The sequence below is a fragment of the Bacillus sp. N447-1 genome (assembly GCF_022701035.1).
In the GTDB taxonomy this organism is placed as follows: domain Bacteria; phylum Bacillota; class Bacilli; order Bacillales; family Bacillaceae_G; genus Bacillus_A; species Bacillus_A cereus.
Genome location: NZ_CP065509.1, coordinates 4,719,332 through 4,734,894, shown reverse-complemented (window position 1 = coordinate 4,734,894; position 15,563 = coordinate 4,719,332). Strand labels below are relative to the sequence as shown.

The window sequence follows — 15,563 nt, the reverse complement described above, 5'->3', positions numbered from 1 at the left end:
ACTCCAACCCCTCGTTCATTTATTAATTGTATTGTAATAAGAAGTAGAGAATTGGTAAAACGAATAACCAACTATCTGTTCGGTCTAATATACCACCATGCCCAGGTAAAATTGTACCTGAATCCTTTACGCCATAATGACGTTTAAAAGCAGATTGTACTAAATCACCAATTTGTCCAAAAATAGAAATGATAATTGTCAGCACAATTAAAATTACTACATTCGATTCGACTGGGAAGAACACGTTGTAAACAAGTGCCACAATAATTCCACAAACGATACCGCCTAATGAACCTTCAATCGTTTTATTCGGACTAATTTCTGGCCACAATTTTCTCTTGCCCAATGCTTTTCCTACGAAATATGCGCCTGAATCAGTAGCCCATATAACAAATAATGCGCAAAATACATATTTAATTCCTAATATTCTCGTTTCATTTAAATATAAGAATCCCATTGCCACATATGTCGTTGCCATCAGTAAAAATGAAGCATTATCAAAAGTAAATGTATTCTTAGAAAGGACTGTATATGATAAAAGTAATAAAACAATCACAAATGTGATTTCCAATTTACCTAATCCAATCCATGTAAACAGTTCTGATGCACTACTTGGAATTAAAAGAATCCACAATAATACTGCAGCTAAAACTGTCGGTACTGAAATAAGCGTAAGCTTATTCATACGAATTAATTCATATAAACCTATAGAAGCAAGTGCATACACTAAAACCGTAAAAGGCACGCCACCGTATATTACGATGGGAATGAATAGCGCGGCAGCAACCACTCCAGTAATAATTCTCTGTTTCACTACCAAACCCTCTCTTTCTACACGCCTCCGAATCTGCGCCCTCTATGTTGAAAGTCAGTAATCGCATTTAGCAAATGTTCTTCTTTGAAGTCTGGCCAATACACGTCTGTAAACCAAAACTCCGAATATGCAATTTGCCATAACATGAAATTACTAATACGTAGCTCTCCGCTTGTTCGGATTAACAACTCTGGATCAGGTAAAGAACTCGTCATTAAGTAGGAGGAAAGCATTTCTTCACTTACCTCTTCAGAACGAATTTTTCCTTCCTCATTATCTTTCATCATATGTTGCACAGCAGAAACGATTTCATCTCGACTTCCATAGTTTAACGCGAAATTAAGAATTAATCCCGTATTCTCTTTCGTATCTTCCATGGCTTTCTCCATCGCTCTGCGTGTATGCGTAGGAAGACGATCTTTTTGCCCTATTACTCGGACTTGTACGTTTTCTTCAATCAATTCTGGTAAAAATGTACCTAGAAATTCTTCTGGAAGCTTCATTAAATAATCAACTTCCTTTTTCGGTCTTTTCCAGTTCTCAGTTGAAAAAGCATAGAGAGTTAACACTTTCACATTAAGTTTACTTGCAAATTTTGTAATTTTCTTTACAACTTGCATACCTTCATGATGTCCCGCAATACGAGGCATTGCTCTCCTCTTTGCCCATCTTCCATTCCCATCCATAATGATGGCAATATGTTCTGGGATATATCCTTTTTTCACTTCTTCAACGAGATGATCAAACGATGTGTCCTTTTTACCTTTAAAAAAAGGAAAGTTTTTAAACATCATTCATACCCTCCAGCAAGCAGACGTATGCCTAAAAGTGTAAAAAGACCCCCTTAAGAAGAGGGTCATATTTGCGAAGTTATCGCTATTACACTTCCATGATTTCTTTTTCTTTGTTTTTTGCGATTTCGTCAACTTTTGCAATATATTTATCTGTTTCTTTTTGGATATCTTCAGTATATCCTCTTAAATCATCTTCTGTAATCTCGCCAGCTTTTTCAAGCTTCTTAAGATCATCATTTCCGTCACGACGTACGTTACGAACAGCAACTTTTGCTTCTTCAGCATATTTTTTCACAACTTTTACAAGATCACGACGACGCTCTTCTGTTAGTGCAGGGAATGCAATACGAATTACAGTTCCATCATTAGAAGGGTTTAAGCCTAAATCTGCTTTTAAAATTGCTTTTTCAATATCACCGATAGAAGTTTTATCATAAGGTTGAATTACTAGTAAACGCGCTTCTGGAACTGTAATGTTCGCTAATTGCACAACTGGTGTTGGTGCACCATAGTAATCAACTTGTACCTTATCTAATACAGACGCGTTTGCACGGCCAGCACGAACTGTTGCTAATTCACGAGAATAAGCAGCAACTGCTTTTTCCATTTTTTCATTTGAAGACTTCAATACTTGTTGTCCCATATTTATTTCCCCCTTACCACTGTTCCGATATTTTCGCCTAAAACGGCACGTTTAATATTACCTTTTTCCATAACTGAGAATACAATTAGTGGAATATCATTATCCATACATAGAGAAGAAGCTGTAGAATCCATTACACCTAAACCTTCTTTTAATACATCTAAGTAAGTAAGCGTTTCGTATTTTGTAGCTGTTGGATCAATAGATGGATCCGCATTATATACACCATCTACATTGTTTTTCGCCATTAAAATTACATCTGCTTCAATTTCTGCCGCACGTAATGCTGCTGTTGTATCTGTAGAGAAGTATGGGTTACCTGTACCTGCTGCAAAAATAACAACACGTTTTTTCTCTAAGTGACGAACTGCTTTACGACGAATGTAAGGTTCTGCAACTTGACGCATCTCAATTGAAGTTTGTACACGAGTTTGAATTCCGATATTCTCCAAGCTATCTTGAAGAGCTAATGAATTCATAACTGTCGCTAACATGCCCATGTAATCTGCCCCTGCACGATCCATGCCCATTTCACTTCCAATTTTTCCACGCCAAATGTTACCGCCACCAACAACAACAGCAACCTCTACATCAAGTTCTGCAATTTCTTTTACTTGTTCCGCAACTGACTTAATAACAGTTGGGTTAATTCCAAATCCTTGCTCTCCAGCTAAAGCTTCTCCACTTAGCTTTAAAACGACACGATTATATTTCGGTTTACTCATAATGAACCTCCAATTGCTTACATCTTTATTTTAAAAAAGGGAACACAATGTGTTCCCTAATCTGTATTAGTTACTACCTTTTACTTGGTTCATTACTTCTTCAGCAAAGTTGTCTTCGCGTTTTTCAATACCTTCACCAACAGCGTAGCGAACGAATCCTTTTAATGTTCCGCCTTTAGACTCAACGAACTGACGAACTTTCATATCAGGGTTTTTAACGAATGCTTGGTCAAGTAAGCAAATCTCTTCGAAGAATTTGCCTAGACGGCCTTCAACCATTTTCGCAACGATTTTCTCAGGCTTGCCTTCGTTTAATGCTTGTTGTGTTAATACTTGACGCTCATGCTCAACTTCTTCAGCTGTTACAGCATCGCGGTCGATGTATTTAGGGTTAACTGCAGCGATGTGCATTGCAACATCTTTAGCAGCAGCTTCATCAGTAGAACCTTCAAGAACTGTTAATACACCAATGCGTCCACCCATGTGTAGGTAAGCGCCGAATGCATCTGCATCAGTTTTTGATACGATTTCGAAACGACGAAGTGTAAGTTTTTCACCAATTTTAGCGATTGCTTCGTTGATGTGCTCTTCAACTTTTTTACCGTTTTCCATTGTTTGAGCCATAGCTTCTTCAACGTTAGCTGGTTTGTTAGTTAATAAGTGAGCAGCTAATTCTTTAATTAGTGTTTGGAAACCTTCGTTTTTCGCAACGAAATCAGTTTCAGAGTTTAATTCTAAGATTAAAGCGTCGTTACCGTTTGTTTCAATGAAAGTTAAACCTTCAGCAGCAATGCGGTCTGCTTTTTTAGCAGCTTTCGCAATACCTTTTTCACGTAAGAAGTCAATTGCCTTCTCCATGTCGCCGTTAGTTTCTGTTAAAGCTTTTTTGCAGTCCATCATACCTGCGCCAGTTTTTTCACGTAATTCTTTTACCATTTGAGCAGTGATTGCCATACTTTTCATCCTCCTAAAATATGTATTTATACCTTTTATAAAGGTGTTTATACCTTAAAAAAGGTGATAAAAGGCCGAACCCCTTATCACCTTTCCAACTTTGTTACGCAGTAACAGTTTCTTCACCTTGTTTTGCTTCAAGGATCGCGTCTGCCATTTTAGATGTAAGAAGTTTTACAGCACGAATTGCATCATCGTTTGCTGGGATAACGTGATCGATTTCGTCTGGATCACAGTTTGTATCAACGATACCGATGATTGGAATGTGTAATTTGCGTGCTTCAGCAACTGCAATACGCTCTTTACGAGGGTCTACTACGAATAATGCACTTGGAAGACCTTTCATATCTTTAATACCGCCTAAGAATTTCTCAAGACGCTCTAACTCTTTTTTAAGTTGAACAACTTCTTTCTTAGGAAGTACTTCGAAAGTACCATCTTCTTGCATTCTTTCGATGTCTTTAAGACGCTTGATACGCTTTTGGATTGTTTGGAAGTTTGTTAAAGTTCCACCTAACCAACGTTGGTTAACGAAGTACATACCAGCACGAGTTGCTTCTTCTTTAATAGCTTCTTGTGCTTGTTTTTTAGTACCTACGAATAAGATGTCTCCGCCTTCAGCAGCGATGTCGCGCATCGTTCTGTAAGCTTCCTCAACTTTTTTCACAGTTTTTTGTAAGTCGATGATGTAGATACCGTTACGCTCTGTGAAAATGTAACGCTTCATTTTTGGGTTCCAACGACGAGTTTGATGTCCGAAATGAACACCAGCTTCAAGCAATTGCTTCATAGAAATTACTGACATAATATAGTTCCTCCTAAATGGTTTTTGATATCCTCCGTTTACTTCATCTCTAAGCGAAACTACAAACGTAGCACCAACACTTAAATCAGTAAACGTGTGTACTTTGTACTGACACCACTGCTTACTATATCATACTGAAATATTACAATCAAGTCGAAAATGCGAACAATGTAAAACTTTCTTTGTTCATACTCGAATTCTAGTATTACCAACCTTCTTTTCTTTTAAGCAAAAAAGTAAATACAATTAATAGTTTTCCCAGAAAACACGCTTATGACACTTTTCACAAGCATCTTCTATCCATTGCACAAAAAAAACTCTCCTCAATTGAGGAGAGTTTTTTATAAATTAGTTTGTTTTTAATTTAGCAAGTTCTTGTAGAAACTTGTCGTTTAGCACTTTAATGTATGTTCCTTTCATACCTAAAGAGCGAGACTCAATAACACCAGCACTTTCTAATTTACGTAGTGCATTTACGATTACAGAGCGAGTAATTCCTACGCGATCAGCAATTTTACTTGCAACAAGTAAACCTTCTGTTCCATTTAATTCTTCGAAGATATGCTCAATTGCTTCTAACTCACTGTAAGATAATGAGCTGATTGCCATTTGAACAACAGCTTTACTACGCGCTTCCTCTTCGATTTCTTCTGCTTTTTCACGTAAGATTTCCATACCTACAACAGTTGAGCTGTACTCAGCAAGGATTAAATCATCATCTAAGAACTCTTGACCAAGACGAGCTAATACTAATGTACCTAGACGCTCACCGCCACCAACGATTGGTACGATTGTAGTTAAACCTTGACCGAATAATTCTCTGTTTTCTACTGGGAATGCTGTGTAAGCACTGTTCACATCTAAGTTTGAAGATGTTTCTGTAATGTTGAATAAGCTTTGTGTATATTCTTCTGGGAATTGACGTTCTGCAAGCATTTGCTTCATGCGTTCGTTTTCGATTTGTTGGTGAATTGCATAACCTAGTAATTTACCACGACGGCTAACTACGAATACGTTTGCTTCGATTACTTCACACATTGTGTCAGACATTTCTCTAAAGTTTACAGGCTTCCCTGCTGCGCTCTGTAATAACGCATTTAATTTTCTCGTTTTTGCTAATAATTCCATTTCAAAAGTTCCTCCTACATGTTACTCACATATTTTTTCATCACTTGGAAACTAGGGCGAGTCACCTGATGACACTATTACAAAATAAACTGGCTCACATCTTTATTTTTAGCAATTGTTGCTAATTTCTCCTCAACGTATTGAGGTGTTATCGTTATTTTCTCTAACGTAATTTCAGATGCTTCAAACGATAAATCTTCAAGGAGCTTCTCCATAATCGTATGAAGTCTTCTTGCTCCAATATTATCTGTATCCTGATTAACTTGATAAGCAATCTCAGCAATCTTACGAATAGCTTCGTCTGAAAATTCAATTTCTATACCTTCAGTCGCTAATAATGCCATATATTGTTTAATTAACGCATTGTCAGGCTCGATTAATATTTTAACAAAATCGTCTGTCGATAATTTTGTTAATTCTACTCGAATCGGAAATCTCCCTTGCAATTCCGGAATTAAATCCGACGGTTTAGACATATGGAACGCTCCAGCTGCAACGAATAAAATATAATCCGTTTTTACTGATCCGTATTTTGTCGCAACATTCGACCCTTCTACAATTGGCAGAATGTCACGTTGCACACCTTCACGTGATACATCTACGCTATTCGACTGCTTACCAGCAATTTTGTCAATTTCATCGATAAAAATAATCCCGAGCTGTTCAGCACGATAAACAGCCTCTTGTGTAACTTCATCCATATCAATTAAGCGCTGTGCCTCTTCATTTGTCAAGAGTTTTCTTGCTTCTTTTACAGAAAGTTTACGTTTTTTCGTTTTTTTCGGCATAAAACTTCCTAGCGCATCTTGGAAATTCATTCCCATTTGTTCCATGCCAGTTCCTTGTAACATATCAAACATGGAAGACTGTTGTTCAGTCACTTCAATCGATACAATTTCTTCTTCAAGAAGCCCTGCAGCAAGCTTTCTCTCCACATCTTGACGTTTCTTTTCGATTTCAACATCTTCTTGTGTATCAGACGTTTGATTCGAATTTTGAGCGCCTCCAAAAAGCATCTCTAATGGATTTTTGAATCCAGATTGCTTCTCCGGACTCGGCACTAAAATTTCAACAAGACGTTGATTCGCTTGCTCTTCTGCTTTATCTTGAACTTTCACTACCATTTCTTCTTTTACGATACGAACCGACGTTTCCACCAAGTCACGTACCATCGACTCTACATCTCTACCCACATATCCAACTTCTGTGAATTTTGTAGCCTCAACCTTAATAAAAGGTGCTCCAACGAGTTTCGCCATTCGTCGTGCTACCTCTGTTTTCCCAACACCTGTCGGTCCAATCATTAAAATATTTTTAGGCGCAATTTCGTCACGTAAATTTTCAGCTAATTTACTGCGGCGATATCGATTTCTCAACGCTACAGCAACCGCTTTCTTTGCGTCTTTTTGACCGATGATGTATTGATCTAATTTTTCCACAATTTGGCGCGGAGTAAAATGTAAATGCATATAATATGCCTCCCTTACGATTCTACAATTCTTCAACAATTATGTTGTGATTCGTATAAACACAAATATCGCCAGCAATCTCTAAACTCGCTTTCGCAATTTGCTTCGCTGTTAAGTGTTCACTTGCATATTGCTTTAAAGCACGACCTGCAGAAAGTGCATAATTCCCACCAGATCCAATTGCTAAAATACCATCATCCGGTTCAATCACTTCTCCTGTACCTGAAACAAGGAGCATAGTTGTTTTATCCATGACAATGAGCATCGCTTCTAGCTGACGTAACATTTTATCGCCACGCCATTGTTTTGCCATTTCAACAGCAGCACGCTGCAAGTTGCCATTATACTCTTCTAATTTCCCTTCAAACATTTCAAAAAGAGTAAATGCGTCAGCAACTGATCCTGCGAAACCAGCTAAAACTTTACCTTGGAAAAGTTTACGAACTTTACGAGCTGTATGTTTCATTACAACAGCATTTCCCATTGTCACTTGGCCATCTCCAGCCATTGCACATTCTCCATTATGATGAACTGCAAATATCGTTGTAGCGTGGAAATTTCCCATAGAAAAAACTCCTTTATTTGTTTTTATAGCTTTTAAAGCAATTTATGCCCGCGGGTGATGCTTCATGTAAACAGAACGCAATCTTTCTTTAGAGACATGCGTATAAATTTGTGTCGTCGACAAATTTTCATGGCCTAATAGCTCCTGTACAGTACGTAAATCCGCCCCTTCATCTAGCATATGTGTAGCAAATGTATGCCTTAACATATGGGGACTTATCCGCATTGTCAGCGAAGCCTTTTTAATGAGTTCATTTAAAACATAACGAACCCCACGACTTGTTAGCGGTGTACCTTTCGCATTTAAAAATACCATATGAGAATCTTCGTCAGTCTTATTAACTAACTGTTTTCTCCCATTCTCTATATAAGTAATTAAAGAATCTTGCGCATAGCTTCCGAACGGAATATACCTTTGTTTTTTTCCTTTTCCCATTACTAAAATTGTTCCCACCGCAAAGTCAATATCGGTAAGTTGTAAATTGACACATTCACTCACACGGATCCCAGTCGCATACATCAACTCTAATAAAGCTTGATTCCTTTGACCTAATGGCGTTTCCGTGTCAGAAACTTCAAATAATTCCTCTAACTCTTCAGCATATAAAAACTTTGGGATTGACAATTCTTTTTTGGGGAGTGACGCAAGTGCAAACGGATTATCCTTTCGATAACCTTCACGCATCAAAAAACGATATAAACTTCGTAAGCTTGATACTTTTCTTGCGACAGATTTACGGGCTAACTTTTCATCGTGTAACGTCGTTAAGTACAAACGAACATCCGCGTATGTAACGTCTAAAAAAGAGGATATGCCTTCTCGTTCCATAAATTGCACAAAATGTTCTAAATCATTTTGATAACTTGCAATTGTATATTTTGAATAATTTCTTTCAATTTGTAAATATCCAACGAATAATTGTAACAATTTCTTCACATTCACACAACTCACCTCAATAAAGGCTACTAAATCGTATCACAACTTAGTAGCCTTTGCAAGAAATTTAACTAAATATTTACAAAATTTCGAATCGTTTCTAAAGCGCGTGCTGCGTACGCTTCATTTCGTTCTACTTTCTTTTTAATCTTCTTCTCTAACGGTGCAAATAGACCGAAGTTCGCATTCATCGGCTGGAAGTTTTTAGCGTTCGTTGCCGTAATGTAATTTGCCATGCTACCCATCGCAGTTACTGGCGGTAATACAACTGGCTCTTCACCTTGCACAAGACGCGCAGCATTAATTCCTGCTAATAATCCTGATGCTGCTGATTCAACATATCCCTCTACTCCAGTCATTTGACCAGCGAAGAATAAATCATCACGTTGTTTATATTGATATGTTGGACGAAGCAAATTAGGTGAATTAATAAACGTATTACGATGCATTACACCATAACGTACAATCTCTGCATTTTCCAATCCCGGAATTAACTGTAGCACTTCTTTTTGCGGTCCCCACTTTAAATGAGTTTGGAAACCTACGATATTGTATAAAGTTCCCGCTGCATCATCTTGACGTAACTGAACAACAGCATATGGCGTTTTCCCTGTTTTGGGATCTTCCAATCCAACAGGTTTCATAGGTCCAAATACTAACGTCTGTCTCCCTCTACTTGCCATAACTTCTACTGGCATACAACCTTCAAAGAAAATTTCTTTTTCAAACTCTTTTAAAGGCACTGTCTCAGCAGCAATTAGAGCCTCATAAAAACGATCAAACTCTTCTTCTGTCATTGGGCAATTTAAATATGCAGCTTCACCTTTGTCATAACGCGATTTTAAATACACTTTATTCATGTCAATGCTGTCTTTTTCTACGATTGGGGCTGCAGCATCATAGAAGTAGAAATAATCTTCTCCTGTTAATTCTTTCAATTTTGCAGAAAGATCAGGAGATGTTAATGGACCTGTAGCAATAATTGTCGGTCCCTCTGGAATATCTGTAATTTCTTCATTCATTACAGTTACATTTGGATGGTTCTTTACATATTCTGTTACTTTAGCTGCGAACTCATGACGATCTACAGCTAAAGCACCTCCAGCTGGTACAGAGCACTCATCCGCCGCACGAATAATTACAGAATCCATTAAGCGCATTTCCTCTTTAATAACTCCAACTGCATTTGTTAAAGTGTTTGCACGAAGTGAGTTACTACATACTAATTCAGCGAATTTATCTGTGTGATGAGCTGGCGTTTGCCTTACCGGTCTCATTTCATATAATCTAACTTGGACACCACGTTTTGCAATTTGGTAAGCTGCTTCACTTCCTGCAAGACCTGCGCCAATGACGTTTACTACTTGTGTTGTCATTTATATCACCTTTCCTTTTCTTCCCGAAAAAAATGTGAGCAGTTACGCTCACATTTGTTGTTCTTCTTCATAATCGCACGAAATACATTGTACTTGCACGCCTTTTTTCAACTTTTTCTCTACAAGCATGCCTTCGCACTTCGGACACTTACGACCAATTGGCTTATCCCAAGATACAAAGTCGCATTCCGGATACGTACCGCACCCATAGAAAAGACGTTTCTTTTTATTACTACGGCGTTCAATAATTTGACCCTTATCACACTTTGGACAAGTAACACCGATTTCTTTCACAATCGGCTTTGTATTACGACAATCTGGGAAATTCGAGCAAGCCATAAATTTCCCGTATTTACCCATTTTAAAGACCATTGGGTGATTACATAATTCACAATCTTCCCCAGCTGGTTCATCTTTAATTTCCACTTCACGCATTTCTTTTTCCGCTTTTTCTAAACGCGGTTCAAAACCTACGTAGAAATCATCAACAATTTTTACCCAATTCGCATTTCCTTCTTCTACTTCATCAAGGCTTTGCTCCATATTGGCAGTAAATTCAATGTTAATAATTTCTGGGAAAAACTCTAAAATAAGTTCAATTACTATTTCACCAAGTTCAGTCGGAACGAAGCGTTTATTATCCAAACCTACATACCCACGCTTTTGAATTGTTTCAAGTGTAGGTACATATGTTGACGGTCTTCCAATTCCAAGTTCTTCAAGTGTTCTTACTAGGCGAGCCTCTGTATAGCGCGGAGGAGGTTGTGTAAAATGTTGCTTTGGTTCTAAATCCTTTGAAAATACAGTTTCCCCTACTTCTAAAGGTGGCAACATCTTATCCTTTTCTTCAGCACCATCATCTTTTGACTCTACATACACTTTCATAAATCCTGGGAACTTTACAACCGATCCACTTGCACGGAACTGAACATTGTTATTAATGAGTCTCGCTGTCACAGTATCCATTATAGCAGACGCCATTTGACTTGCAACAAATCGCTCCCAAATCAATTTATATAATCGAAGTTGATCACGACCTAAGAAACTTTTTAGTTCCTCTGGCTTTCTCATTACTGAAGTAGGACGAATTGCCTCATGCGCATCTTGTGCATTTGACTTTTTCGTTTCTTTCTTCTTTTCTGTTCCTATGTATTCCGTACCATACGCTTCAGTGATGTAAGTACGAGCCTCTGTTTGAGCTGTTTCTGAGATACGTGTTGAATCAGTTCTCATATACGTAATAAGACCTACAGTTCCTTGTTTTCCAAGATCTATCCCTTCATACAATTGCTGTGCAAGCATCATTGTTTTCTTTGCTCGCATGTTTAACTTACGTGCTGCTTCTTGTTGCAAGGAAGATGTTGTAAACGGTAATGCAGGATTACGTTTTCGCTCTTTGCGCGTTACATTTTCAACTGAAAACGCATTGTCTTTCATCTGTTCAATTATTTCATTCACTTGCGTTTCATTTGTTAATTGAACTTTTTCACCATCTACACCGTAAAAGCTTGCTTCAAATGTGTCTTTTCCTTTTACAAATTCTGTTTTAATTGTCCAGAATTCTTCAGGTTCAAAGTTTTGAATTTCCCTTTCACGCTCGATGATTAAACGAACTGCTACAGATTGTACACGCCCTGCACTTAATCCTTTTTTTACTTTCTTCCATAATAAAGGACTAATATTGTAACCAACAAGACGATCAAGTATACGTCTTGCTTGTTGTGCATCCACTAAATCCATATTAATTGCACGAGGATGTTTAAATGATTCTTTGATTGCATCTTTCGTAATCTCATTAAACACAACCCGACAATCTGATTCAACGTCCACATTTAACGTATTCGCTAAATGCCAAGCAATCGCTTCCCCTTCACGGTCTGGATCGGCCGCGAGATAGACTTTCTTTGCTTTTTTCGCCGCTGATTTTAAATCTTTTAAGACGGGACCTTTACCACGAATGGTAATATACTTCGGGGTGAAGTTGTTCTTTACTTCTATCCCCATTTGACTTTTTGGCAAATCGCGAACATGTCCCATAGACGCGACAACTTTGTATTTTTTCCCTAAATATTTCTCAATGGTCTTCGCCTTAGAAGGCGACTCCACGATTACGAGGTAATCTGACATGCTAGTGCCTCCTTAAGAGGTGGATTCAAGTCTTCATTAATCTTATTGATTTCTCTTGTTTTTGTCAATCAAGAATGAATATACCATACAGTGCCAATCTACCATTTGTCAATAATTGTTTAATAAAAACATAAAAATATAAGGTTAATTTAAAATCTCTTCCAAGATATCTTCTGCATTTCTTACTAGTTTTGCTCCTTGCTGAATAAGATGATTCGTTCCCGATGCCCCCTCTACAAATATAGGTCCAGGAAGCGCAAACACCTCTCTATTTTGCTCTAACGCAAGGTCTGCAGTAATAAGTGTTCCACTTCTCGATTTCGCTTCTACAACTAAAACACCTTTACTTATACCACTAATAATCCGGTTCCTTTTTGGAAAATACCATTTTTTCGGTGCATAGTGCGGCGGATACTCTGTCAATAACAATATATATTCCTTCCACATTTCATATAAATGTCTATTTTCTTTCGGGTACATAAAAGACAATCCATGCCCTAATATCGCAATAGTCGGGCAATGATGCCTTACTGTAATCTCATGAGACATTGTATCTATCCCTTTTGCAAACCCACTGACAATAAGCCACTCTCTTTCTAATAAAGGGTGTAAAATAAACTTCAAACTCTCATAACCATATAATGATGGTTCTCTCGTTCCAACAACTGCTAATTTATTTACTTTATTCAGGAAATCTTTCTCTCCTTTTCCATATAAAACGAAGGGAGGGTCTTGTATTTCACGTAATAATTGCGGATAATCTTCATCCCATATCGTTATATAAAAAATACGATTTCTCTCTAAATAAGATATATATTGCGGAAGATTTGAATTTTGAAGAAATTTTACTAGTTCTGAAGATTTTTTCGAGGATATTCCAGTGTAGTGTTCCATTTGTTTTTCGTTAAAATTATATATGTTCTTTAATTCTGGATCGACATATAGTAGCCTCTCCATCGCTTTCCAATAATCTACTAGCAAGTAATGAACATGTAATAATCTCTCTCTTTTCATCTTGATTCTCCTTACCCATAATTTTTATTATGTAAACAGAAAAAAGTGTAAAAAGACACCCTCAAGTAAGAAGGTGTCTTTCAACAGATTAATAGTTTTTACAAGTCTCAAATAAACCTTTTTCTTTTAAAACAGAGATTAGCGTTTCTCCCATAACTGCTGGAGTTTCAGCTACTTTAATGCCACAAGCTTCCATTGTTTTAATCTTTTCAGCAGCAGTTCCTTTACCGCCAGAAATGATTGCACCAGCATGGCCCATACGTTTGCCAGCAGGCGCTGTTTGACCACCAATGAAGCCTACGACAGGTTTTGTCATATTAGCTTTTACCCATTCAGCTGCCTCTTCTTCTGCTGTACCGCCGATTTCACCAATCATAATTACAGCATGTGTTTCTTCATCTTCATTAAATGCTTTTAACGCATCAATAAAGTCTGTACCGTTAACAGGGTCTCCGCCGATACCTACAGCAGTAGATTGGCCAATACCTTCTTGTGTTAACTGATGTACAGCTTCATAAGTTAATGTACCAGAGCGAGATACGATACCAACATGACCTTTTTTATGAATATATCCTGGCATAATACCAATCTTACATTCATCTGGTGTGATTACACCTGGGCAGTTTGGTCCAAGTAAACGTGTATGTTTACCCGCCATATATCTCTTTACGTTTACCATATCTAATACAGGAATCCCTTCAGTAATACATACTACTAAATCAATTTCTGCATCAACAGCTTCCATAATTGCATCTGCCGCAAAAGCGGGTGGAACGTATACAACTGAAGCGTTTGCGCCTGTTGCTTTCACTGCATCTTCTACTGTATCAAATACTGGTACACCTTCAATATCAGTGCCGCCCTTACCTGGTGTTACACCACCGACAATTTTCGTACCGTATTCAATCATTTGTTTTGTATGGAATAAACCTTGAGAACCTGTAATACCTTGAACAATAACTTTTGTATCTTTATTAACTAATACGCTCATTTTTCTCCCCCGCTTTCTATTAGCCCACTAGTGAAACAATTTTTTGTGCACCGTCTGCCATAGATTCTGCTGCAACAATATTTAAGCCAGACTCATTTAAAATTTTCTTACCTAGTTCTACGTTTGTGCCTTCAAGACGTACAACTAAAGGTAACTCAAGACCTACTTGTTTCGTTGCTTCAATAACACCTTCTGCAATAACATCACACTTCATAATGCCACCAAAAATGTTAACGAAGATACCTTTTACATTTTTGTCAGAAAGGATAATTTTGAATGCTTCTGTAACTTTTTCTGCAGTTGCACCGCCACCAACATCTAAGAAGTTAGCTGGGTCACCGTGGTAATGTTTAATGATATCCATTGTAGCCATCGCTAGACCTGCACCATTAACCATACAACCGATATTTCCATCTAAAGGAATGTAGTTTAAGTCGTATTTTGAAGCTTCAATTTCTTTTGAATCCTCTTCATCAAGATCACGAAGCTCTAAAATGTCTTTATGGCGATATAACGCATTAGAATCAAAGTTTAATTTTGCATCTAATGCCATAACTTTACCTTCGCCTGTTGTAACAAGTGGGTTAATCTCAGCGATAGAGCAATCTTTTTCGATAAACGCACGATATAAGCCCATCATAAACTTCACAGCTTGTCCTACAAGCTCTTTTGGAATATTGATGTTAAATGCAATTCGGCGCGCTTGGAAACCTTGCAAGCCTACTGCTGGATCAATATATTCTTTAAAGATTTTTTCAGGTGTTTTTTCTGCTACTTCTTCAATTTCTGTTCCGCCTTCTTCAGACGCCATTAAAACAACTTGAGAAGTTGCACGATCTAAAACTAGACCTACATAATATTCTTTTTTAATATCGCAACCTTCTTCGATAAGTAAGCGTTTTACTTCCTTACCTTCAGGACCTGTTTGATGTGTCACAAGTGTAGTTCCTAAAATGCTTTCTGCATATGTACGAACTTCATCTAAATTTTTCGCAACTTTTACTCCGCCAGCTTTGCCGCGTCCACCAGCGTGAATTTGTGCTTTCACTACACATACATCTGTTCCTAATTCTTTCGCTGCTTCTACAGCTTCTTCTACTGTAAACGCAACCTTCCCGTTCGGAACGCTAACCCCATAGCTTCTAAGGACTGCCTTACCTTGGTACTCATGGATATTCATGGTCCCATCCTCCCCTGTTTTCCTGTTTTACTCGAAAAGTTT

Annotated in this window: 15 protein-coding genes; all 15 read right to left on the bottom strand. The window is 37.7% G+C overall.

The features are described 5' to 3' along the window. Positions 1-22: 22 nt before the first annotated feature. A complete protein-coding gene (gene cdsA, locus IQ781_RS24345; protein WP_000813592.1) occupies positions 23-814 on the bottom strand; it encodes a phosphatidate cytidylyltransferase in 792 nt (263 codons plus the stop codon). 17 nt (positions 815-831) lie between these two features. Further along, positions 832-1,608 carry an undecaprenyl pyrophosphate synthase gene (gene uppS / locus IQ781_RS24340; RefSeq protein ID WP_000971296.1) on the bottom strand — a complete coding sequence of 259 codons (777 nt, stop codon included), beginning with the start codon at positions 1,606-1,608 and terminating at the stop codon, positions 832-834. Between the two features lie 85 nt (positions 1,609-1,693). After that, positions 1,694-2,251 (bottom strand): ribosome recycling factor, encoded by a 558-nt coding sequence (frr, locus tag IQ781_RS24335; RefSeq protein ID WP_000531501.1) that lies wholly within the window; start codon positions 2,249-2,251, stop codon positions 1,694-1,696. 2 nt (positions 2,252-2,253) lie between these two features. Next, a complete protein-coding gene (gene pyrH, locus IQ781_RS24330; protein WP_000042668.1) occupies positions 2,254-2,976 on the bottom strand; it encodes a UMP kinase in 723 nt (240 codons plus the stop codon). A gap of 66 nt (positions 2,977-3,042) precedes the next feature. Next, on the bottom strand, positions 3,043-3,930 hold the full coding sequence (gene tsf / locus IQ781_RS24325) for a translation elongation factor Ts (RefSeq protein WP_001018578.1): 888 nt from the start codon (positions 3,928-3,930) through the stop codon (positions 3,043-3,045). A gap of 103 nt (positions 3,931-4,033) precedes the next feature. Then, positions 4,034-4,735: a 30S ribosomal protein S2 gene (gene rpsB / locus IQ781_RS24320; RefSeq protein WP_000111485.1), complete on the bottom strand. Its 702-nt coding sequence runs from the start codon at positions 4,733-4,735 to the stop codon at positions 4,034-4,036. Positions 4,736-5,083: 348 nt separating this feature from the next. Next, positions 5,084-5,863: a GTP-sensing pleiotropic transcriptional regulator CodY gene (codY, locus tag IQ781_RS24315; protein WP_000421290.1), complete on the bottom strand. Its 780-nt coding sequence runs from the start codon at positions 5,861-5,863 to the stop codon at positions 5,084-5,086. Positions 5,864-5,940: 77 nt separating this feature from the next. Further along, complete coding sequence (gene hslU, locus IQ781_RS24310) at positions 5,941-7,332, bottom strand: ATP-dependent protease ATPase subunit HslU (RefSeq protein WP_000550078.1); 1,392 nt, start codon at positions 7,330-7,332, stop codon at positions 5,941-5,943. Positions 7,333-7,354: 22 nt separating this feature from the next. Next, complete coding sequence (gene hslV / locus IQ781_RS24305; RefSeq protein ID WP_000526272.1) at positions 7,355-7,897, bottom strand: ATP-dependent protease proteolytic subunit HslV; 543 nt, start codon at positions 7,895-7,897, stop codon at positions 7,355-7,357. Positions 7,898-7,939: 42 nt separating this feature from the next. Beyond that, complete coding sequence (xerC, locus tag IQ781_RS24300) at positions 7,940-8,839, bottom strand: tyrosine recombinase XerC (protein ID WP_001101243.1); 900 nt, start codon at positions 8,837-8,839, stop codon at positions 7,940-7,942. A gap of 65 nt (positions 8,840-8,904) precedes the next feature. After that, complete coding sequence (trmFO, locus tag IQ781_RS24295) at positions 8,905-10,209, bottom strand: FADH(2)-oxidizing methylenetetrahydrofolate--tRNA-(uracil(54)-C(5))-methyltransferase TrmFO (protein WP_000213003.1); 1,305 nt, start codon at positions 10,207-10,209, stop codon at positions 8,905-8,907. A gap of 48 nt (positions 10,210-10,257) precedes the next feature. Further along, on the bottom strand, positions 10,258-12,336 hold the full coding sequence (gene topA / locus IQ781_RS24290; RefSeq protein ID WP_001286963.1) for a type I DNA topoisomerase: 2,079 nt from the start codon (positions 12,334-12,336) through the stop codon (positions 10,258-10,260). A gap of 144 nt (positions 12,337-12,480) precedes the next feature. Then, positions 12,481-13,350, bottom strand: a complete 870-nt coding sequence (dprA, locus tag IQ781_RS24285; protein WP_139846733.1) for a DNA-processing protein DprA — start codon at positions 13,348-13,350, stop codon at positions 12,481-12,483. A gap of 88 nt (positions 13,351-13,438) precedes the next feature. After that, positions 13,439-14,341, bottom strand: coding sequence for a succinate--CoA ligase subunit alpha (gene sucD, locus IQ781_RS24280; protein ID WP_000115178.1), 903 nt, complete (start codon positions 14,339-14,341; stop codon positions 13,439-13,441). 19 nt (positions 14,342-14,360) lie between these two features. Further along, positions 14,361-15,521 (bottom strand): ADP-forming succinate--CoA ligase subunit beta, encoded by a 1,161-nt coding sequence (sucC, locus tag IQ781_RS24275; protein ID WP_001020791.1) that lies wholly within the window; start codon positions 15,519-15,521, stop codon positions 14,361-14,363. Positions 15,522-15,563: the final 42 nt, after the last annotated feature.